The organism is Pseudomonas sp. PSB11 (assembly GCF_014596605.1).
Taxonomy (GTDB): Bacteria; Pseudomonadota; Gammaproteobacteria; order Pseudomonadales; family Pseudomonadaceae; genus Aquipseudomonas; species Aquipseudomonas umsongensis.
This window is the reverse complement of the sequence record NZ_NOIO01000003.1, coordinates 205,007-225,010: the sequence shown is the minus strand read 5'-3', so window position 1 is coordinate 225,010 and position 20,004 is coordinate 205,007. Positions and strand designations below refer to the sequence as shown.

General features: G+C 57.7%; 12 protein-coding genes. 3 read left to right on the top strand and 9 right to left on the bottom strand.

Annotated features, from left to right (window positions below):
* Nucleotides 1-18: 18 nt before the first annotated feature.
* Nucleotides 19-2,478: an EAL domain-containing protein gene (locus CGA21_RS06010; RefSeq protein WP_110749727.1), complete on the bottom strand. Its 2,460-nt coding sequence runs from the start codon at nt 2,476-2,478 to the stop codon at nt 19-21.
* Nucleotides 2,479-2,767: 289 nt separating this feature from the next.
* On the opposite strand from CGA21_RS06010, the gene CGA21_RS06005 reads away from it, so the two are divergent.
* On the top strand, nt 2,768-7,678 hold the full coding sequence (locus CGA21_RS06005) for a deaminase domain-containing protein (RefSeq protein WP_188263768.1): 4,911 nt from the start codon (nt 2,768-2,770) through the stop codon (nt 7,676-7,678).
* A gap of 11 nt (nt 7,679-7,689) precedes the next feature.
* On the opposite strand, the gene CGA21_RS06000 is transcribed toward CGA21_RS06005, so the two are convergent.
* From CGA21_RS06000 to CGA21_RS05980, 5 genes are all read right to left on the bottom strand, one after another.
* Entirely contained in the window at nt 7,690-9,507 is a 1,818-nt protein-coding gene (locus tag CGA21_RS06000) for an ABC transporter ATP-binding protein (RefSeq protein WP_110749730.1), read from the bottom strand.
* The gene (locus CGA21_RS05995; RefSeq protein WP_173667180.1) at nt 9,500-10,102 is read right to left on the bottom strand and encodes a DsbA family protein; all 603 of its coding nucleotides are present in this window, start codon (nt 10,100-10,102) and stop codon (nt 9,500-9,502) included. Before CGA21_RS05995 ends, CGA21_RS06000 begins: the two co-directional genes overlap by 8 nt.
* Before the next feature lie 36 nt (nt 10,103-10,138).
* Nucleotides 10,139-11,080, bottom strand: a complete 942-nt coding sequence (locus CGA21_RS05990; protein ID WP_110749732.1) for a rhodanese-related sulfurtransferase — start codon at nt 11,078-11,080, stop codon at nt 10,139-10,141.
* Nucleotides 11,081-11,280: 200 nt separating this feature from the next.
* Nucleotides 11,281-11,580 carry a BolA family protein gene (locus CGA21_RS05985; RefSeq protein ID WP_110749734.1) on the bottom strand — a complete coding sequence of 100 codons (300 nt, stop codon included), beginning with the start codon at nt 11,578-11,580 and terminating at the stop codon, nt 11,281-11,283.
* Between the two features lie 13 nt (nt 11,581-11,593).
* Nucleotides 11,594-12,115, bottom strand: a complete 522-nt coding sequence (locus tag CGA21_RS05980; protein WP_020799991.1) for a DUF2059 domain-containing protein — start codon at nt 12,113-12,115, stop codon at nt 11,594-11,596.
* 192 nt (nt 12,116-12,307) lie between these two features.
* On the opposite strand from CGA21_RS05980, the gene CGA21_RS05975 reads away from it, so the two are divergent.
* A complete protein-coding gene (locus tag CGA21_RS05975; protein WP_110749736.1) occupies nt 12,308-13,702 on the top strand; it encodes a class II fumarate hydratase in 1,395 nt (464 codons plus the stop codon).
* A gap of 246 nt (nt 13,703-13,948) precedes the next feature.
* Here CGA21_RS05975 and CGA21_RS05970 read toward each other — a convergent pair whose 3' ends face one another.
* The 3 genes from CGA21_RS05970 to pap form a co-directional block, all read right to left on the bottom strand.
* Nucleotides 13,949-14,908, bottom strand: coding sequence for a DMT family transporter (locus CGA21_RS05970; protein WP_110749738.1), 960 nt, complete (start codon nt 14,906-14,908; stop codon nt 13,949-13,951).
* 131 nt (nt 14,909-15,039) lie between these two features.
* Nucleotides 15,040-16,224: a thiolase family protein gene (locus tag CGA21_RS05965; protein ID WP_110749739.1), complete on the bottom strand. Its 1,185-nt coding sequence runs from the start codon at nt 16,222-16,224 to the stop codon at nt 15,040-15,042.
* Nucleotides 16,225-16,329: 105 nt separating this feature from the next.
* On the bottom strand, nt 16,330-17,835 hold the full coding sequence (pap, locus tag CGA21_RS05960) for a polyphosphate:AMP phosphotransferase (protein ID WP_110749741.1): 1,506 nt from the start codon (nt 17,833-17,835) through the stop codon (nt 16,330-16,332).
* 159 nt (nt 17,836-17,994) lie between these two features.
* On the opposite strand from pap, the gene mnmC reads away from it, so the two are divergent.
* Nucleotides 17,995-19,977, top strand: a complete 1,983-nt coding sequence (gene mnmC / locus CGA21_RS05955; RefSeq protein WP_188263767.1) for a bifunctional tRNA (5-methylaminomethyl-2-thiouridine)(34)-methyltransferase MnmD/FAD-dependent 5-carboxymethylaminomethyl-2-thiouridine(34) oxidoreductase MnmC — start codon at nt 17,995-17,997, stop codon at nt 19,975-19,977.
* Nucleotides 19,978-20,004 lie beyond the last annotated feature (27 nt).

Below are 20,004 nucleotides of genomic sequence, written 5' to 3'. Positions count from 1 at the left end.
TCCGATCAACGAGAGACTTCAACGGAACGTGCCGGGCGCCTTGAACAACAGGGGCTGCGGCCTGGCTGGACGACTTTTCAAGCTGTCGCAGGTAAACAGATGCGGGCGTTCAATGACATACCCTTGAGCGTAATCAACCCCGATATCCAGCAATGCCTGCTCGATCTGGGGCGTTTCAACAAACTCGGCAATCGTACGCTTACCCATGACATGACCGATGTGGTTGATCACTTCGACCATGGCGCGGTTAATCGGGTCGTCCAGCATATCCTTTACAAAACTCCCGTCGATCTTCAGGAAGTCTACAGGCAAATGTTTCAAGTAGGCGAACGAGGACATACCGGCGCAAAAGTCATCCAGGGAAAACAGGCACCCTAAGCCTTTGAGTTCATTAATAAATTTAATTGCACTCGCCAGATTGGAAATGGCGCTGGTTTCAGTGATTTCAAAACAAATTATTTCAGGTGGTATGGCGTAACTAATGAACTGTTGACGCAGGAAGTCCAGGAACGCTTCATCTCCTATAGTTGTGCCTGACAGATTAATCGCACACATCGCTAGAGGCTCTTTGTGCTTTTCGGCCATACATTGGGCAATGATCTTGAACACGTTCTTTACGACCCAACGATCCAGGGACGTCATCAAGCCATATCGTTCGGCAGCCGGAATAAAACTGTCCGGCAATATCATGCGTCCCGCTTCGTCATGCAGACGCAGCAGGATCTCGATATGGCCGCCACCCTGTTCGACATGACCGAGCGGCGCGATTTCCTGGGCGTACAGACAAAAACGGTCTTCTTCCAGGGCCATGTGCAAGCGCTGCACCCAGGCCATCTCGCCAAAGCGCAGGGACAACTCCGAGTCGTCGGCGTGATACACCTGAACCCGGTTACGGCCCTTTTCCTTGGCCATGTAGCAGGCCATGTCAGCCGCGCGCAGCGAGACTTCCAGGGTAGTCGGATGGGCATTGATGTGCACCAGGCCGATGCTCACGGTGGTCACGAACGGCCGCCCCTTCCAGACGAAGTGCAGGTTCTGCACGGTCTGGCGCAGCCCTTCGGCAATTTTTTCAGCTGCCTGCGGAGCACAGTTCTCCAGCAAGATGCCAAACTCGTCGCCGCCCAACCGGGCCAGGGTGTCGCCCTCGCGCAATCCGGATTGCAACAGCGCACAGATATGCCGCAGCAACTCGTCACCCGCCGCGTGTCCGCTGGTATCGTTGACCAACTTGAATTGATCCAGATCGAGGAACATCAAGGCGTGGCGCCCCGACTGTCGCGTCAGGCCCTGCAGCGCCTGTTCCAGACGGAATTCGAACTCGCGGCGGTTGGCGAGCCCCGTCAGCGCATCATGGGTCGCCTGCCAGGAGAGATTGGCAATGTATTGGCGCTCCTGAGTCATGTCATGCAGCACCAGCACGGCTCCGCTGACCTTCCCGGCATTGCGGATCGGCGCCCCGACCAGGGTGACCGACACCGTGCTGCCATCAAGGCGCTGAATGAGCTTGGAATGTTCGCTGCCGCCACTGAGCTGACCGCTCAGGATGTGCTCGATCAAGGTAAAGCCGTCGGCCTGGGCATTGTCATCCAGCAGATTGAACAGCGCCGCCAGCGGCAACCCGCTCGCCTGTTCGGCTTTCCAGTGGGTCAAGGCTTCGGCGGCCGGATTCATGTAGGCGATCGCGCCCTCGACATTCGTGGTGATCACCGCGTCGCCAATCGATTGCAGGGTGATTTGCGCCCGCTCTTTCTCCAGTTGCAGGGCGTCGGCAAAAGCGTGCCGCTGCTTGAGCAGTTTATGAGTGCGCAGCAGCGCCAGGGCGATCAGGCCGAGGGCGGTGGCCAGGTTCGTCGCCAGCAGCAGGCGCATGATCATCCGCGAGCCTTCGCCAAGGGCATCGCTGAAGGCCTTCGCCGCCGGCGTCACCCCGTTGTTGATATCGAATATCTGCTCTTTCCAGCGTTGGATGTCGTCAGGATGGGCCGGCTTGATGCTGATGTGCTGGTGCATGTCCCTGGCGACATCATCGAGTCGATCAAGGTACGCATCACCCACGGTCCAGCGCTCGATGGCTTTTTCGAGGTAGCTGAAATGGCGAAAGTTGAGGTAAAGCCAGATCAGGCTGGGGACGTCATCGGGGTGGTTGCCCCCCTTGAGAATCGCCCGCCTGGCCGCTTCGATATCGGGTGGCTGCTGGTCAAGCGCCAGACGCAGCTCATGCCCGCCCTGAGGGACGGCAATGGACTCCTGGTACTTGAGGAATTTGCTCTCATCGCGACTGTCGGCATACAGGTTGAGGTAATAGATCGCGTCCTTCTGGCCCTTGGACCACAGGCTCTCGCCGGCAACATAACCGCGGACCGCCGACAATACATAAAGACTGACGCCCCCCAACAGGGCCTGAAATAACACAACGGCAATAAAAGGCCAGACGATGCCCAGCAACCGTGGCGTTCCGAGAGTCCGCGCTTGATTCATGAGGTCCCTTGTTCTAGCACTGCCAGATCATCATCCACGTGATCGCTAAAGCTAGACTAGGGGGCGTTGCCGGTTCAGGCAAGCGCGAAGCCCTTTCTGTGGGCAAGGGCCTGAAAAATAACTGCTTTCAGTGAAACGCGGACTGGCCACCGACACAGCCAGTCAAAAAAAACCGTCATCACCTAACTATGTACCACTCTCTCCTGCTCGTTTTCTCTTGAAATCGGCCCCTAGCTCCATCGTTTTTTTGCGGGGAACCGATCCACTGACACTCAAGAGAATCTTCCAAATGGAAACAACAGAATATTCCGAATCCCTGAAATACAGAGCCGTTCAATCGGACTACGACCTCCTTCTCGACTTTCTAGAAAAACCGGAAAGTTCGACAGCCGATTTCGAAAAAACATCAATAATCCCCAGCGCTCACTCTCCACTTCTGCAATTTAGCGCTCCGGGACGCGCACTACTTCAGCCCCTCCTGACAGATCCAGGATACCGCGCGCACTGCCTGAAATCAGGCAATGACCCGGATACACTGGAACTGACGGTCAAAGACGATACGGTGACGTACGAGATTCGCTCAACGGACAAAAAAAGAAAGTCAAATTTTCGCCCCCCTCTCCAACAAAAATTGGAGCACGACAGCAAGGGAAAACTGGCATTAGTAGTCAGTGCTCCGAAATGGGTCAGTCTGATGACCGCCATTGCCCCAGAAGCGAAAAAAATCGGGGGGACTATTTATGCCAACGGCGCCGTCAGTCTGGTGCAGATGACTAATTACTACGGAATTCTCCCTTGGCACGCGGGAATTGCAGAGGAACATCGCACTACGATCAACGCACTGGAAGAGAAACGAGCTCGGCATTCGTTGCGACTGGACAGCCGCCTCGATATCGACCTGTTGAATCGTGCGCCCACCAAAGCAGACAGGAGACTGCTCAAAACCCTGAATCGGCGCAATTCGGCCACCCCAATGACCATGGACGCACTGATAACCCAACTTACAGAAAGGGAAATCAACGACATTGTCAATAACTTCCTTGCTTCTACGAAAACTTCCCTTTTCACTCACCTGGAAAAAACAACACTCCCTAGACCCACCGTCGAGCAAGCCCGAGCGACACCTACGGTGTTTCTTGAAAAGATCTTGCGCTCTGCCGAGTCCGTGCGCCTGAGTGACGCTTTACTAAAAGGTCTGAAATGGTACGGCACCGGCCCACTCGAAAACACTTCGCCTGAAATCCGGATAAAACTTGTCAGCAGAGCCATTCGATTATATTCAGGCCTGGCACGCGAGAATAAGCCCGAGGATATCGCCGGTTACCCCTGGCATCAACGTTCCAACTGGGGAAAAAGTTACCAGACGATTTGGGCGGAATTCGAACAACATCTAAGGGATACCGATCGCGCGTCGTCAGTGACGGAGTCGATCTTGCTCGCTCGTCTGTTCCAACCCGAATTTCCGAGGGAATTCCAGATTCCCGATATCCCGCCCGACCTGCCCTACAGAAGCTCAGCGGTCTGGGTCAACTTCGTTCATGGTGTAACGCTCGCAGATGCCATGGAACCTGATCTGATCCAGCGCATGTCCTTCCAGCAACTGGTGGAGTTTCCGCTTCAGCAGTCGATGCAAGCGACTTCGCAAGAGTTAGAGCTTATAGCGATGGCTCGAATGCCCCCGACCCTGGAATGGGCAATCACTAGTGGCGTGATTCTCGAGAGGAGCGACTCGGATTACTCGCCTCAGGATAAAGCCCAATCCATAAAATCACTTGACGAGCACATGGACGCCTTGAAGAAGGCCATCATTCAATTGGACGTCAGTTATCCCGAAAGAAAAGTTATCGCCGAGCGGGAGATAAAAAAATACTTCAAGCACGCGTTGCGGCGCAACGGGGAAGGGAAGCTGGTCAAACCCATTCACTCGAAGTCCTCCGTGTTCATCTCCGATGGGCGAAAATTGATCGAGGACTTTGGAGGCATCGATGGAGGCGGCCTCCTTCAAGGACCGCCTCTAAAGGATAAGGCCTACACCTTTCTGGATGTCTACATGTCGGGGGGACTGACGCCAAAAAGAACCTGGTTCATAACAATGAATGACGGAATACGAAAAACGCCCCACCGAATCGGCATCAACAATGATCGCACGATAAAAACCACAGCCCCCTGGCTTCCCGCAACAGTGACGCAAAACCCCTTGCCAGATGTAGAAAAATTATTTGAGTCAGACTTCAACAACTATCTTGAACTGAGTAAAAACGCCTATCAAACACTGCTCAAAAGCCTATTTTCCTCACTCCCCCACAACGATCGGAAAGGCATGGAGCGGGGAGAAGTAAAGATCTACACCTTGAGAAAATCCACCGATGAAATCGCATTTGATGAGGAAAAGCCGGACCACACGCTACCACTGCGGCTTCGTATGGGCTTCGTTCTCAAAATCACTTATCAAACCAACGTTGCCTATTACGAATGTTTTCCTCGAGCAGGGATCATTCGAAAGCGTACAGATATCCTATCGACCATGCTCAATGGTGAATACCAAGCTCAACAGGTCAAAGGACCCGTCTATGCGGAGGCCAATGTCATCAAGGTGATACGCGGCAAAAGTGTTCCGTTTGATTGGGAGGCTCATGAGAGGGGCACCCCCCCAAAAGAAAAAGCGACATGCACAGCCATCATTGACCAGTTTGGCAAAACGTTTACGACGTCGTCCCTTAGTCCTGACCTCGAACGAACATCGCATCCTGCCGCAGCGTTTTCCCGTTCCTCTGAGCTTGCCCACTACATCGCCCACCATTTTTTCTTTTTTGACGAAAAAATGCTCCGCAAAGCGGCGCAAGGCGAAACTGAAATTGAACATGAAGCTGCCCGCCCTCATTGGCTGGATAAGGTCAAAGGGTTCATACCGTTTTGGGGCGGTATCAGCGACCTGCTGTCAGGCGATCCCAGAAAAAGGATATGGGCCGTATTTGGCTTGATCGTCGATGTCGTCTCATTTGCATTTCCGCTGGGAAAATTTGTTTCCGGCTCAATGAAGCTGGTTTCCGCATCAGTTCGGTCAGGTGTTCGTGTCGCACTTCCCGAGTTCGGTTCGCTTTTTCAGAAGCTGACCGTTTCACTCGTACAAAACATAATTCCGTTCTACGGCCTGCCGACGCTGGGTTTTCGGCTCGTACGGGGTTCAATAAAAGGCTTGTACACAGGCCTGCACAGTGTGCTCAGCCCTGCGTACAAAAGCATTCGGACGACGGTGGGCAGAGTTGGCAGCCACAGTTTTATCAATGGCTTTGCGCACATGGACAATCCGGCAAGCTGGCGTCCATTGGTAGCGGGTGATCAGTTAGCAAGCTTACGGGGGATGCACGATATACCGGTGCGCAACATTGCGTCGGCAGGCAAGGCCGACTTCCGCCTGGTTGATCCGATATCGTCCCGACCCTATGGCCCATTATTATCCCACGCTGCAGGCGAACTTTCGTTAGGCCGATCCCACTACAACGCTCTGGAAAAACACAATAGCCACGTACTGGTCGAGGTCGCTGAAAACACACGCGTGCGTGAGGTGCTTGAAGTCGATGGCCGAACCACGGTGTTTCTTGACGATGTGCCGTATCGACTCGATGGCGATACGCTGCGCCGCGTCAGCAGCCTTGAAGACAGTGAAAAACTCAAACAGATTCCCTGTCGTATTCGTCGCGGCCTGGACGATGTTTGCAAATTCGAATACGTACTATCAGACAGTCCTGCCGAACGCCCCAGTGCAGGAACAGTTATCGAAGAAAAAAAATGGGCTGAATGGTTTGGGGACCGTACTTTCTATCCCTCAACAGCAAAATCAGCCAACGACCGTAGATTGCTAGCCTATGAGGAGAAAATCTATGAGCTAAAAGACGGCAAACTGAATACCTATAAGGGAAAACCCGAGTGGATTGGTCTTGATCAAAAAATTCCCGTTCCCAGAGCGAAAGTATCAGCCACACTGGAGTTTCAGACAGGGATCTATGGAAGCCTTAAAGTTATCGGTACCGCAAAAAAAATCGATGACGTCCATATCGTAGGTGCAATTATCCTCCCCTCCATTGAAGGGAAGTCCAAACACGTCTTCACTCGACTCAATTTTAACGACTACTATATCGCCACACTATCGGCCGGCGACAGCATATTGGCCCCACTGACAATGCGAAAGCTGAGTACTGCTGAACTGGTCGTAGGTACGGCGGGCGAGGAACTGCATCGAGCGTATGTCGGTTCATTGAATGCAAATAATACAGCACGTATTCACGGGATAGAGAAGCTCGAACGTGCACTGCAAAAAATGAATGAGATTGCGATACCCATCGGCAGTCCGAAAAACCCTTCCGAAAATATGAAGTGGATAAAGGTAGACACTAACTCGACCGAAGCACTGATGTTTGATCAAAAAACAAGATTGATGGTTGCAGAGTTACCAGACGGAGCAGCGATATGGAAGCCCAGTACACAGACGCCTGAAGAACTACAGAAATCAACCGCAGCGACATTTGATACTCTCTTTTCAGATCCGGCCTCTGCCACCCCTTCAGGTTCGAGGACAAACGTCGTCAACATTGATCAGGCGATGGAACAGCTACAAAAACACCTGCCTTCTGGACAATCTTCAGAAAGATTGAGAAATATCGCATATGCCAAGGTAAGAACTGCAACAGGACGAGACGAGGTCTATGTCAGCGTTTCCGGAGTAGGAGACAATACACGTCACCTCCCTCTTTTCCAATCCAACAACCATTTGCCAGAGGTTAATATCAATGAAACTTTTTATATAAATATTGACAAATTTACAACACTTTCTGCTCCCACTTCCCTGCGTCTGAGCGATGACGGAAAATTACTGGCGATACCACACCCCATAAATGTCGCAAGCGATGTCGATCAAATAAATCGGGTCACTTCAGCGGACAGTGAAAGCAAACTGGTGGGTTTCATCAATGAAAAGTACCCGAACGCGGAGGATATTAGATCGATCACCGTCGTGACCACTCTCCCCCCCTGCGATTCCTGTTCGATCGTAATGAAAGAGTTTGGTCATGAGCGAGGAGCCAGCGCACTCAATGTCATATGGGGGAAGCGACCTGATTTACGCAAGCGCCCGCACCTGGACAGCAGCAGCGGCAGTAGCGGCAGCGGCAGCCCTCAAAGTTCCTCTGCCAATTCAGATTGAATCAAAAGCAATCAATGCTGCTGCAAATGCCCATACAGCTTGGCGTACAACCCACCATCGGCAATCAGCTGCTGGTGGTCGCCATCCTCGGCAATCTGCCCGCCGTCGAACACCAGCACGCGGTCGGCCTGCTTCACCGCCGACAAGCGGTGGGCGATGATCAAGGTGGTGCGGTGGCTGAGGAACCGCGCCAGGGCCTGGTGCAGGTTGTATTCGGTGGCGGCATCCAGGGCTGAGGTGGCTTCGTCGAGAATCACCACCTTGGGGTCGGCCAGCACCATCCGCGCAATGGCCAGGCGTTGGCGCTGGCCGCCGGACAAGCGCACGCCGGAACGCCCGACGATGCTGTCCAGGCCATTGGGCAACTCGCGCACAGTGGTGTGCAATTGGGCGATTTCCAGCGCTTGCCAGCAAGCCTCGTCGCTGCGCTCACGCCCCATGGTCAGGTTTGCGCGCACCGTGTCGTTGAACAGCGCCGGATGTTGCAGGACCACCGCGACGTTTTCCCGCACGGTTTCCAGGCCGATCTCCTGCTGGGTTGAACCGCCGAAGCGAATGGTCCCCGCCAGCGGCGTGTACAAGCCCAGCAGCAACTGCACCAGCGTGCTTTTGCCGCCACCGCTGGCACCGACGATCGCGACTTTTTCACCGGGAGCGATCGACAGATCCATCTGGTTCAAGACCAGTTCGTCGCCATAGCCGAAACTCAATCCCTGGACTTCGATACCCACGGTTTCGCGACCTTTGAACGGGTCGACACCGCCCGGGTGTTGCGGCTCATCGGCCCGGGCAAGCAGCTCGTTGATCCGCGATAATGCGCCGCCGGCGGCGTAATACGCGTACTGCAAATTCAGCAGCTGCTCGACCGGACCGATCATGAACCAAAGGTAGCTGAATACCGCGAGCATCTGGCCGATGGACAGGTCGGAAAACAGCACGGTCAGCATGGCGGCGGCACGGAAAATATCGATGCCAAACTGGAACAGCAAGCCGCTGGCGCGGTTCGAAGCGTCGGTTTTCCATTGTGAGTTCACCGCATAATCGCGCACGTCCCGGGCGCGCTGCCCCAATCGACCGAGGAAAAAGCCCTGGCGGTTACCGGCGCGCACTTCCTGGATCGCGTCCAGGGTTTCGGTCAATGCCTGGGTGAAGCGCGAGGTGCTGTCGTTCTCGAGTTTCTTCAGGTGCTTGACCCGCTTGCCCAATTGCACCGTGGCGTAGATCACCAGCGGATTGAACAACAGGATCAGCAGCGCCAGCTGCCAGTGCATCCACAGCAGAATGCCCGCGGTGCCGACCAGCGTTAGCATGGCCACCAGGAAACGACTGAGGGTTTCGCCGACGAACTTGTCCAGGGTGTCGAGATCGGTCACCAGGTGCGTGGTCACCGTGCCGCTACCCAGGCTTTCGTATTCTCCCAGCGAAATACGCTTGAGGCGTTCGATCAGACGGATGCGAATGCGGTAGACGATGTCCTTGGCCAGGGCGGCGAACAAGCGCGCCTGCACCACGTTGAACAGCAATGCCGCGCACCGCAGTGCCAGGGTCACCACCAGCATCAGGCCGATGTAGCCCGCGGCTTTTTGCCAGGCCCCCGGCAGCGCAAGGTTCATGATTTTCAGCGCGGCGTCGCCGTGCCCCAGCAACACTTCGTCTACCAGCAATGGCAGGAGCAAGGGAATCGGTACGCTGCACAGAGTCGCCAACACGGCCACGCCGTTGGCGATCCACAGGGATTTCTTGTGATGAAGAGCCAGACGACGGATTTCTGCCCAGCTCAGCCGGTCGACACGTTTAACGGCTGGGGTGTCGTTGGCCGGATCATGCACAGGCGGCACGCTCCAGCCAGCGACCGAGCAAGGGGGACAGGACGCCAAGCGGCTGATAGCCATTGGTCAGCAACGCCAATTGACCATTGCGTTCAGCCAGCAACGTCGGGAAACCGGCGATGCCCAGGTCCTGGACCCAGGTGAAATCGGCAGCCGTCGCGGCGTGCGTATCGGCACGGTCGAAAGCGGCAGCGAACTCGATGCGCGGCAGCCCGGCCTGTTCGGCCAACTCAACCAGAACGCTGGCGTGGGTGACATCGCGACCTTCGGCGTAGAACGCATGCTGGATCAACCCCAGCAGCTTCCACGCGCAATCCGGCGCCAGGCCGCGTGCCGTCACCAACGCCCGGCAGGCCGGCTCGGTGTCATAGACGAAGCCGTCGGGCAACGCGCCGTCGAGCTTGAAGGGTTGCCCCGTGGCCTCGTTGACCGCCTGCCAGTGCTCCAGAATATAACGGCGGGTGGTCGGCTCCAGGGCCGAACCACTGCCGGTGCGCAAACCACCTACCACCAGGTGCACGTCCACGCCTGCGGCTTGCGCCTGCTCGACCAACGCGTTGGCCACCGGCGCGAAGCCCCAGCACCAGGAACACATCGGGTCCATCACATAGAGCAGGCGTGCAGACATGATTCAGGCCTCGGTGGATGTTTGCTTGTAGTTGTAGCCGATCGGGTGCGGCATGTTGCGAGCCTTGGCCAGTTCGATCTGCTTTTGCCGGTCGATGGCGCTGCGACGGGTTTTCTCGCTCAGCGTATTCCAGCAATGCGGGCAACTGATCCCGGCCACGTAATGCTCGGAGGCGCGATCTTCGACGCTGACCGGTGTGCGGCAGGCATGACATTGATCGTAGTCGCCTTCGCTGAGGTCGTGGCGAACCGTCACACGGTTGTCGAACACAAAGCAGTCGCCCTGCCACTTGGTTTCTTCCTGAGGCACCTCCTCGAGGTATTTCAGGATGCCACCCTTGAGGTGATAGACCTCATCGAAGCCCTCGCTGAGCATGTAGCTCGACGCTTTTTCACAACGAATGCCGCCGGTGCAGAACATCGCCACCTTCTTATGCACGGCCGGGTCGAAGTTGGCTTTGATGTAGTCGGGAAATTCGCGAAAACTGGTGGTTTTCGGGTCGATAGCGCCTTCAAAGGTGCCGATCGAGACCTCGTAGTCATTGCGGGTATCGATCAGCAGGACTTCAGGATCGCTGATCAGCGCATTCCAGTCCTGCGGCTCGACGTAGGTGCCGACTTTCTTGTTCGGGTCCACGCCTTCAACGCCCAGGGTCACGATCTCTTTCTTGAGCTTGACCTTGGTGCGGTAGAACGGCTGTTCGTCGCAGTAGGACTCTTTATGGTCGATGTCATCCATGCGCGGGTCGTTCTTGAGCCAGGCCATCAGCCCGTCGATGCCTTCGCGGCTGCCGGATACGGTGCCGTTGATGCCTTCTTCAGCGATCAGCAGCGTGCCCTTGATGCCGTTGTCGACCATGGCCTTGAGCAGGGGCTCGCGCAGGGCGACGTAATCTTGCAGGGTGACGAACTTATACAGTGCCGCCACGACAATCTGTTGTGTCATGGATCAATCTCCAGGTGGCTACCCTCGTAAGGGGTGAACCGGATGCGAAAAAAAACGCGCCGGGTGAGCGGCGCGTTTCATAGTCTAACAAAAATAACGCAATTCCTGTAGGAGCCGGCTTGCTGGCGATAGCATCACCGCGGTGATGCAGCAGAACCGCGGTGATGCTATCGCCAGCAAGCCGGCTCCTACAGGGGGTGTCAGTGTTTGCTGCCACCGGCACAAGTCGGCGAGGCCGGGGCCGCGTCGATTTGCGCCCATTCCCCAGGCGTGTAGGTATGCAGCGCCAAGGCATGGAACTCGCCCATCAGCTCGCCGAGCGTGCCGTAGACTTTCTGGTGGCGCTTGACCCGGTTCAAGCCTTCGAACTGCGAACTGACCACCACGGCCTTGAAGTGTGTTTGCAAACCACGGCTGTGCATGTGGCTTTCATCAAGCACCTGCAAATACTCGGGCTGTAGCAAACCCAGTGTCGATTCAATGCGTTGCTGCATGGTCATGCCCAACTCCGGTTCAAGGCTTTTTCTTGGCGGGAGCGGCGCCTTTAGGCTCCAGCTCGGCGGTCATGTCAGCCAGCAGCTTGTTGACCACAGGCACCGCGCTTTCCAGTTTGGCCTGTGTCATTTGCGCCGATTGCTGGGTCAGCTGCGGCATTTTCTCCAGGACTTTCTTGCCCAATGGCGACTGGTAGAACGCGACCAGGTCCTTGAGCTCAGACTCGGTGAAGTTGGTGGTGTAGAGCTTGACCATGTCCGGTTTCAGCTTGTTCCAGCCAATGGCTTGGTCCAGAGCGGCGTTGGCCTTGGCCTGGTAGGTTTCCAGTACGGCTTTTTTCGACTCGGGGGCTTTGGTTTGCTGGAAGCGCTGGGCAAACATCTGCTGTACTTGCATGTACACCGGAGTACCCAGTTTGTCGGCATGCGCCAGGGTCAGGAAAGCCTCGGCACTGGCGTTGTGGCTGGCGGTATCGGCAAAAACAGGGCCGCTGGCGCAGACCAGTGCAACCGCGGTACAGATGGCACGAAGACGAGTCATCGAGTTTCCTTTTCTAGCAGGCGAGGTAAAACCCCAAGGACGTCCATTCTGCGCCTAAAAAACTCTGCCGCTCAACCCCAAGCCTTGTCGCGCCTGATTTAGACGGGTTGAATCAGCAGATTCCAGACTGATGGAACCACGGCCGGCGATCACGGCCTAAACTGCGCAATCAGACCTACAGGAGTGTGCATGATGAGCCGAATCGAAACCGACAGCCTGGGCCAGGTGGAAGTCCCGGATGAGGCCTATTGGGGTGCTCAAACGCAACGCTCGCTGGTCAACTTCGCCATCGGCGACGAACGGATGCCGCTGGCGGTACTGCACGCCTTGGCATTGATCAAGAAAGCGGCGGCACGAGTCAACGACCGTAATGGTGATTTGCCCGCCGACATTGCCAGGCTGATCGAACAGGCGGCCGATGAAGTGCTCGACGGCGAGCATGACGATCAGTTCCCGCTGGTGGTCTGGCAGACGGGCAGCGGCACCCAGAGCAACATGAACGTCAACGAAGTGATCGCCGGGCGCGCCAACGAGCTGGCCGGCAACCCGCGTGGCGGCAAGTCCCCGGTGCACCCCAACGATCACGTCAACCGTTCCCAGAGTTCCAACGACTGTTTCCCCACAGCCATGCACATCGCCACCGTACAGGCGGTGCAACAACACTTGCTGCCGGCGATCAGTGAGCTGTCCGGTGGCCTGGCCGAGCTATCAGCGCGCCACATGAAACTGGTCAAGACCGGCCGCACCCACATGATGGACGCCACCCCCATCACCTTTGGCCAGGAAGTCTCGGCGTTCATCGCCCAGCTCGATTACGCTGAACGGGCGATCCGCAGCGCGCTGCCCGCGGTCTGTGAACTGGCCCAGGGCGGCACGGCGGTCGGTACCGGGCTGAACTCGCCCCACGGCTTCGGTGAAGCGATTGCCGCGGAACTTGCCGCGCTTTCCGGCTTGCCGTTCATCACCGCGCCCAACAAGTTTGCGGCCCTGGCCGGCCATGAGCCGCTGACCTCACTGTCCGGCGCGTTGAAAACCCTCGCCGTGACGCTGATGAAAATTGCCAATGACTTGCGCTTGCTGGGCTCCGGCCCGCGCGCCGGCTTCGCCGAAGTGAAACTGCCGGCCAACGAACCAGGCAGCTCGATCATGCCGGGCAAGGTCAATCCGACCCAGTGCGAAGCACTGTCGATGCTGGCCTGCCAGGTCTTGGGCAACGACGTGACCATCGGCTTCGCGGCGAGCCAGGGTCACTTGCAGCTCAATGTGTTCAAGCCGGTGATCATCCACAACCTGCTGCAATCGATCCGCTTGCTGGCCGATGGCTGCAGCAACTTCCAGCAGCACTGCATCGCCGGCCTGGAACCGGACTCAGGGAAAATGGCTGAGCATCTGGAACAAGGGTTGATGCTGGTAACGGCACTGAACCCGCACATTGGTTATGACAAATCGGCGGAGATTGCCAAGAAGGCTTACAGCGAAGGGCTGACCTTGCGTGCGGCGGCGTTGCAGTTGGGGTATCTGACCGATGAAGAGTTCGATGCCTGGGTGCGGCCGGAGAACATGTTGGAGGCCGGGGCCAAGGGCTGAGTCTTTAGTGCCTGATAGTGCGCTTTCGCGGGCAAGCCCGCTCCCACAGGTTTTGCGTCGATTGCAATATTTGTGACCGACGCCATTCCTTGTGGGAGGCCGCGGCCAAGGGCTGAGTTCTTTAGTGCCTGATGGTCGGCTTTCGCGAGCAGGCTCGCTCCCACAGGTTTTGCGTCGATTGCAATATTTGTGACCGACGCCATTCCTTGTGGGAGCGAGCCTGATCGCGAAGAACGATAACGCGGTCTAACTGGCCGCCATCCGCACCTTGCGAGCCTTGAGCCCGGCCATCAACGACGGCCCCAACGCCACCAATGCCGAACCCAACACCACCAACACCGCCCCGCCGTAACCCAGGCCATTGATGGTTTCGGCGTGCACGTACTCCGGCCACCACCAGGCGGCCAGTGCCACTGCGCCAAAAGTCACCAAGGGTGTAATGGCCAGCGTCGCACTGACCCGCGACGCCTCCCAATGCGCCAGCGCCTCGGCAAAGGCGCCATAGGCGATCAGGGTGTTCATGCAGCACGCCAGCAACAGCCAACCTTGCAACGGGTCAAGTTGCAGGGCTTGCAGCGGATGCACCCAAGGCGTCAGCAACAGCCCGCAAAACAGGTAGATCACCATCATCACCTGCAACGAATTCCACACGGTCAGTAACTGCTTCTGCCCCAGCGCATAAAATGTCCAGACCGTGGAGGCCAGCAACACCAGCAGTACACCGGCGGTATAGTCGCTCAACGAGGTCAGCAACTCACTCAGGCGCTGATTGAAAAACAGCGCAAAGCCGATCAACAACACCAACAGGCCAATCCCCTGCCCCAGGCTGAACCGCTCCTTGAACACGAACACACTGGCGATCAGCAACATGATCGGGCCCATCTGCACCACCAGTTGCGCGGTGCCTGGGCTGAGCAGGTTCAACCCCATCAGGTACAGCACGTAGTTGCCCACCAGGCCAAGCACTGCCATCAGCACCAGCCAGCCACCCCGTGGCCCGAGCGCTTTGCGACTCGGCAGGCGCCCGGTCGCCGCGAGGTAAATGAACAGGCAGCCACCGGACACCATCAGGCGAAACCAGGTCACCGTGACCGGGTCCATCACCAGCAGCACCTGCTTGAGTTTGATCGGCAGGATTCCCCACAACAGCGCGGTCAGCAAGGCCAGCAACAGCCCATAAACCCAGCGACCCGATGAAATGTGCATGCGAACCCCAATCCGGAAACAAGTCGCACCATTCTAGGCGCTGTGCCGCGCCGCACACAGGGACAGTTACCGCTTGGCCGCGAATGAAACTGTGCAGGTCGCAACATGCCGCTGGCCAGTCGGGCAGGCGACTAACGCACCGCCTCGAACAACCCGGTAGCCCCCATCCCACCGCCCACGCACATGGTGACGACGCCGTAGCGCAGATTGCGCCGCTGCAATTCGCGAACGATATGTCCGACCTGACGCGAGCCGGTCATGCCGAATGGGTGGCCAATGGAGATCGAGCCGCCATTGACGTTGTACCTGTCGTTATCGATCTCCAGCCGATTGCGCGCGTACAGGCACTGCGAGGCGAAGGCTTCGTTGAGTTCCCACAAATCGATTTCACCCAGGTGCAAACCCTTGGCCTTCAGCAGCTTGGGCACCGAGAACACCGGGCCGATGCCCATCTCGTCCGGTTCGCAGCCGGCCACGGTGAATCCGCGGAAGAACGCCTTGGGCTGCAAGCCCAGCGCCAGGGCTTTTTCCAGGCTCATCACCAGGGTCATGGAGGCACCGTCGGACAATTGCGAGGAGTTACCGGCGGTGACCGAGCCGTCTTCGAGGAATACCGGCTTCAACCCGGCCAGGCTTTGCAGGGTGGTATCGGGACGGTTGCAATCATCGTGATCCACGACCCCCTCAAGAATCTGCACTTCGCCTGTGGCCTTGTCTTCAACCCGGTACTTCACCGCCATTGGCACGATTTCATCGTCGAACAACCCTGCTGCCTGTGCCTGGGCTGTGCGCTGCTGGCTTTGCAGGGCGTACAAGTCCTGTTCTTCACGGCTGACGTTGTAACGTCGAGCGACGATTTCGGCGGTCTGGCCCATCGGAAAGTAGATGCCCGGCACCTGCTCCTTGAGCAGCGGATTGATCAGGTGATCGGTGTTGATGCTTTTCATCGTCAGGCTGATGGACTCGACGCCACCGGCAACGATGATGTCGCTGCAACCGGAGGCGATCTGGTTGGCGGCAATGGCGATCGCCTGCAAGCCCGAGGAGCAGAAGCGGTTGAGGGTCATGCCGGCGACGCCGATGCCCAGGCGCGACAATACCGCGACGTTTCGCCCGATGTTATAGCCTTGGGAACCTTCGTTCGAGCCTGCACCTACGATGCAGTCCTCGACACTGGCCGGATCGATGCCGGTGCGCGCCAACAAGGCGTCGACACAATGCGCCGCCATGTCATCGGGACGGGTCATGTTGAACTTGCCGCGAAAGGATTTGGCCAGGCCGGTCCGCACGCTGTCGACGATCACCACTTCACGCATGGCATACCTCATTGTTGTTGTCGGTTGAGAGTGGATCGAGCATAAGCCCACTCAATAACCGACCGCGACAATCATTCACCTCGCGTATGCGTAACCATCGCCTGACTACTTGCCCTTGCGCTTGCCCGATTTTTCGAACGCCTCTTCCAGGGCGTGGTTGATGGTGCGCAACACCTTGACCCGCGCCCAGCGCTTGTCATTGGCCTCCACCAGCGTCCAGGGCGAGATCTCCGTACTGGTGCGGTCAACCATGTCGCCGACGGCGGCGCGATAGTCATCCCACTTTTCACGGTTGCGCCAGTCGTCCTCGGTGATCTTGAAGCGTTTGAACGGGATCTCTTCACGTTCCTGAAAACGCTCCAGTTGCGTCTGCTTGTCGATGGCCAGCCAGAACTTGACCACAATCACCCCGGCGTCGCTCAGTTGCTCTTCAAAGTCGTTGATTTCACCGTAGGCACGCAGCCAATCCGCCTGGGAGCAGAATCCTTCGACGCGTTCCACCAACACCCGGCCGTACCAGGAACGGTCGAACACGGTGAATTTTCCCCGGGCTGGAACATGCCGCCAAAAACGCCAGAGATACGGCTGCGCCCGTTCCTCTTCGGTGGGCGCGGCAATCGGCACGATATTGTATTGGCGCGGGTCCAGGGCCGCGGCCACGCGGCGAATCGCCCCACCCTTGCCCGCCGCGTCATTGCCTTCGAACACTGCCATCAACGCGTGTCGGCGCATGCGTTTGTCACGCATCAAGCCGGAGAACCTGGCCTGCTCGGTAATCAGTTGCTCTTCATAATCGCCCTTGGCCAACTGCAAGGTCAGATCAAGGCAGTCCAGCAGGTTCAATTGATCAACGCTGGGAAACACAGGCGCGGCGTTGACTTTTTCCGGGTGGATTTGCGGTCGTTTCAGGGCGTTCTGCAAGCCTTCGAGCAAAATCTTCCCCACCACCAGGCTGCGATAATGCGCATCCTTTCCGGCGATCACATGCCACGGCGCATAGTCGCGGCTGGTGCGCCGCAAGATGCGCTCACCGTATTTCACGAAGCGATCGTAGGTTTCGGACTGCTGCCAGTCCAGCGGGCTGATGCGCCAGCTGTGCAGCGGATCGTCGGCCAACGCCTTGAGGCGTGCCTTCATTTGTTTCTTGGAGAGGTGGAACCAGAATTTGAAGATCAGTGCGCCTTCGTCGCAAAGCATTTTTTCCAGGCGTTCGGCGCCGTTGATGCTTTGATCGAACCTGGGGTCCTTGATCACGCCGTGAACCCTGGCCTGCAGCATCTGGCTGTACCAGTTGCCGAAGAAAATGCCCATGCGGCCCTGTGCCGGAAGCATCCGCCAATAGCGCCAGGCCGGTGGGCGCGCCAGCTCCTCGTCGGTTTGCTGATCAAAGGTGCGGACCTCGATCAGGCGCGGGTCCATCCATTCATTGAGCAACTTGACCGTCTCGCCCTTGCCGGCGCCTTCGATGCCGTTGATCAGGATGATCACCGGAAACCGGCGCTGCTGGCGCAGTTCGAATTGCGCTTCAAGCAAGGCTTCACGCAAGGCCGGCACTTCGGCGTCGAAGGTTTCTTTATCAATGGCGTGATCGATTTCAGCAGATTCGAACATGAGCGGCTCCCTGGCAGATGTGAGCAAGACTAGTGGATTGATCTCTCCTGCGGGGGAGAAATCCCATTTTCATCGCCTTGGTCGTTACAGGTCTTGCCATGGATCATGCCCCCTGCCGCGATCGGATAGAATGACGACCTTGCCGTTACCGAGCCTGCCATGAAACCTGTAATGCCCCATGCCCAGATCGACTGGGACGACCAAGGGCTCCCGCGCTCGCGGGTGTTCGACGATGTGTATTTTTCCGACCTCTCAGGGCTGGACGAAACCCGCTACGTGTTCCTGGAACAGAATGCCTTGGGTGAGCGTTTCGCGGCGCTTCCAGTGGGCGGTCGGTTGGTGATTGGCGAAACCGGGTTCGGTACCGGATTGAATTTCCTGTGCGCGTGGCAGTTGTTCGAGCAGCACGCTGCGGCCGGTGCACGGCTGCATTTTGTCAGTGTCGAAAAGTACCCGCTGAGTCTTGCCGACCTGCAACGAGCGCTGGCGTTGTGGCCGGAACTCAAGCCGTTGGCTGATCAACTGCTGGCGCAATACAGGGCGATCCACCAAGGCTTCCAGCGCCTGGTCCTGGATAACGGCCGCGTCACGCTCACCTTGCTGATCGGCGATGCACTGGCGTTGCTGCCGCAACTGGACGCGCAGATCGACGCCTGGTTTCTCGACGGCTTCGCCCCGGCGAAAAATCCCGACATGTGGACCGCCGAGCTGTTTGCCGAGTTGGCCCGACTGGCGGCGCCCGGTTCGACCATCAGCACCTTCACCAGCACAGGTTGGGTGCGTCGTCTGTTGAATGCCGCCGGGTTCAAGATGAAACGAACGCCTGGCATCGGCCATAAATGGGAAATCCTGCGTGGCACCTTCCTCGGCTGGCCTGCGCAAGCCCCGGCACCCGCTGCGGCGAAACCCTGGTTTGCCCGACCGGCCTCGCTAACCTTTGAACGTCGCGCGCTGGTGATCGGTGCCGGGTTGGCCGGTTGTGCCACGGCCGCCAGCCTCGCTGCTCGCGGCTGGCAGGTGAGTCTGCTGGAACGTCACGCAACGCTGGCGCAGGAAGCCTCGGGCAATCCCCAGGGCGTGCTGTACCTCAAGCTTTCCGCCCACGGCACAGCGCTGTCGCAATTGATTGTCAGCGGCTTCGGCTACACCCGGCGCTTGCTTGAGCATTTGCAACGGGGCGTTGACTGGGACGATTGCGGCGTCTTGCAACTGGCCTTCAATGCCAAGGAAACCGAGCGTCAGGCGCAATTGGCGACGGCGTTCCCCAGTGACTTGCTGCACACACTCGATCAGGCACAGGCCGAGGCTCGCGCCGGTATCGCGCTGCCATCGGGGGGCCTGTTTTTCCCCGAAGGCGGTTGGGTACACCCGCCTGCGCTGTGCCAATGGCAGGCTGGGCAATCGAACGTTGAATTGCTAACCCATCACGATGTGCTGGAGCTGCGCCGCGTGGACGGCGGTTGGCAAGCGTGGGATGGCGACAGCTTGCTGGCCGACGCACCCACCGTGGTGCTGGCCGGCGCAGCCGAGATCAAGCGATTCACCTACAGCAGCGAGTTGCCGCTCAAACGCATTCGCGGACAAATCACCCGTTTGCCCCAAACGACCGAAAGCCGGACGCTGAGTACCGTAGTGTGCGCCGAAGGCTATATCGCGCCGGCACGCCTGGGCGAACACACGCTGGGGGCGAGTTTCGATTTCAACAGCGACGACCTGACCCCGACCACTGCCGAGCATTTGGGTAACTTGCAGATGCTCGAAGAAATCTCCCTGGATCTGGTCGCTCGGCTCGGCGCGCACACCTTGCAAGCCGATGAACTTGAAGGTCGTGCAGCGTTTCGCTGTACCAGCCCGGATTACTTGCCGATTGTCGGGCCATTGGCCGACAGCCAGGCATTCGCCGACGCCTACAAAGTATTGAGCAAGGATGCCCGGCAAACCCCGGATATCCCCTGTCCCTGGCTGGATGGCCTGTACGTCAACAGCGGCCACGGTTCGCGAGGGCTGATCACCGCGCCACTGTCAGGGGAGTTGATTGCCGCGTGGCTGGATGGCGAACCGCTGCCTCTGCCCAGGACCGTGGCCGAGGCCTGTCATCCGAATCGCTTTGCCTTGCGTCAGTTGATCCGGGGCAAGGCCTGAGTCGCTCGATCGAGAATCGAACAGGTC

What these genes read in the sequence shown, in the direction of transcription:
- CGA21_RS06010 (WP_110749727.1), bottom strand. Translation starts at nt 2,478, where the DNA reads ATGAATCAAGCGCGGACTCTCGGAACGCCACGGTTGCTGGGCATCGTC.
- CGA21_RS06005 (WP_188263768.1), top strand. Translation starts at nt 2,768, where the DNA reads ATGGAAACAACAGAATATTCCGAATCCCTGAAATACAGAGCCGTTCAA.
- CGA21_RS05995 (WP_173667180.1), bottom strand. Translation starts at nt 10,102, where the DNA reads ATGTGTTCCTGGTGCTGGGGCTTCGCGCCGGTGGCCAACGCGTTGGTC.
- CGA21_RS05990 (WP_110749732.1), bottom strand. Translation starts at nt 11,080, where the DNA reads ATGACACAACAGATTGTCGTGGCGGCACTGTATAAGTTCGTCACCCTG.
- CGA21_RS05985 (WP_110749734.1), bottom strand. Translation starts at nt 11,580, where the DNA reads ATGACCATGCAGCAACGCATTGAATCGACACTGGGTTTGCTACAGCCC.
- CGA21_RS05980 (WP_020799991.1), bottom strand. Translation starts at nt 12,115, where the DNA reads ATGACTCGTCTTCGTGCCATCTGTACCGCGGTTGCACTGGTCTGCGCC.
- CGA21_RS05975 (WP_110749736.1), top strand. Translation starts at nt 12,308, where the DNA reads ATGAGCCGAATCGAAACCGACAGCCTGGGCCAGGTGGAAGTCCCGGAT.
- CGA21_RS05970 (WP_110749738.1), bottom strand. Translation starts at nt 14,908, where the DNA reads ATGCACATTTCATCGGGTCGCTGGGTTTATGGGCTGTTGCTGGCCTTG.
- CGA21_RS05965 (WP_110749739.1), bottom strand. Translation starts at nt 16,224, where the DNA reads ATGCGTGAAGTGGTGATCGTCGACAGCGTGCGGACCGGCCTGGCCAAA.
- pap (WP_110749741.1), bottom strand. Translation starts at nt 17,835, where the DNA reads ATGTTCGAATCTGCTGAAATCGATCACGCCATTGATAAAGAAACCTTC.
- mnmC (WP_188263767.1), top strand. Translation starts at nt 17,995, where the DNA reads ATGAAACCTGTAATGCCCCATGCCCAGATCGACTGGGACGACCAAGGG.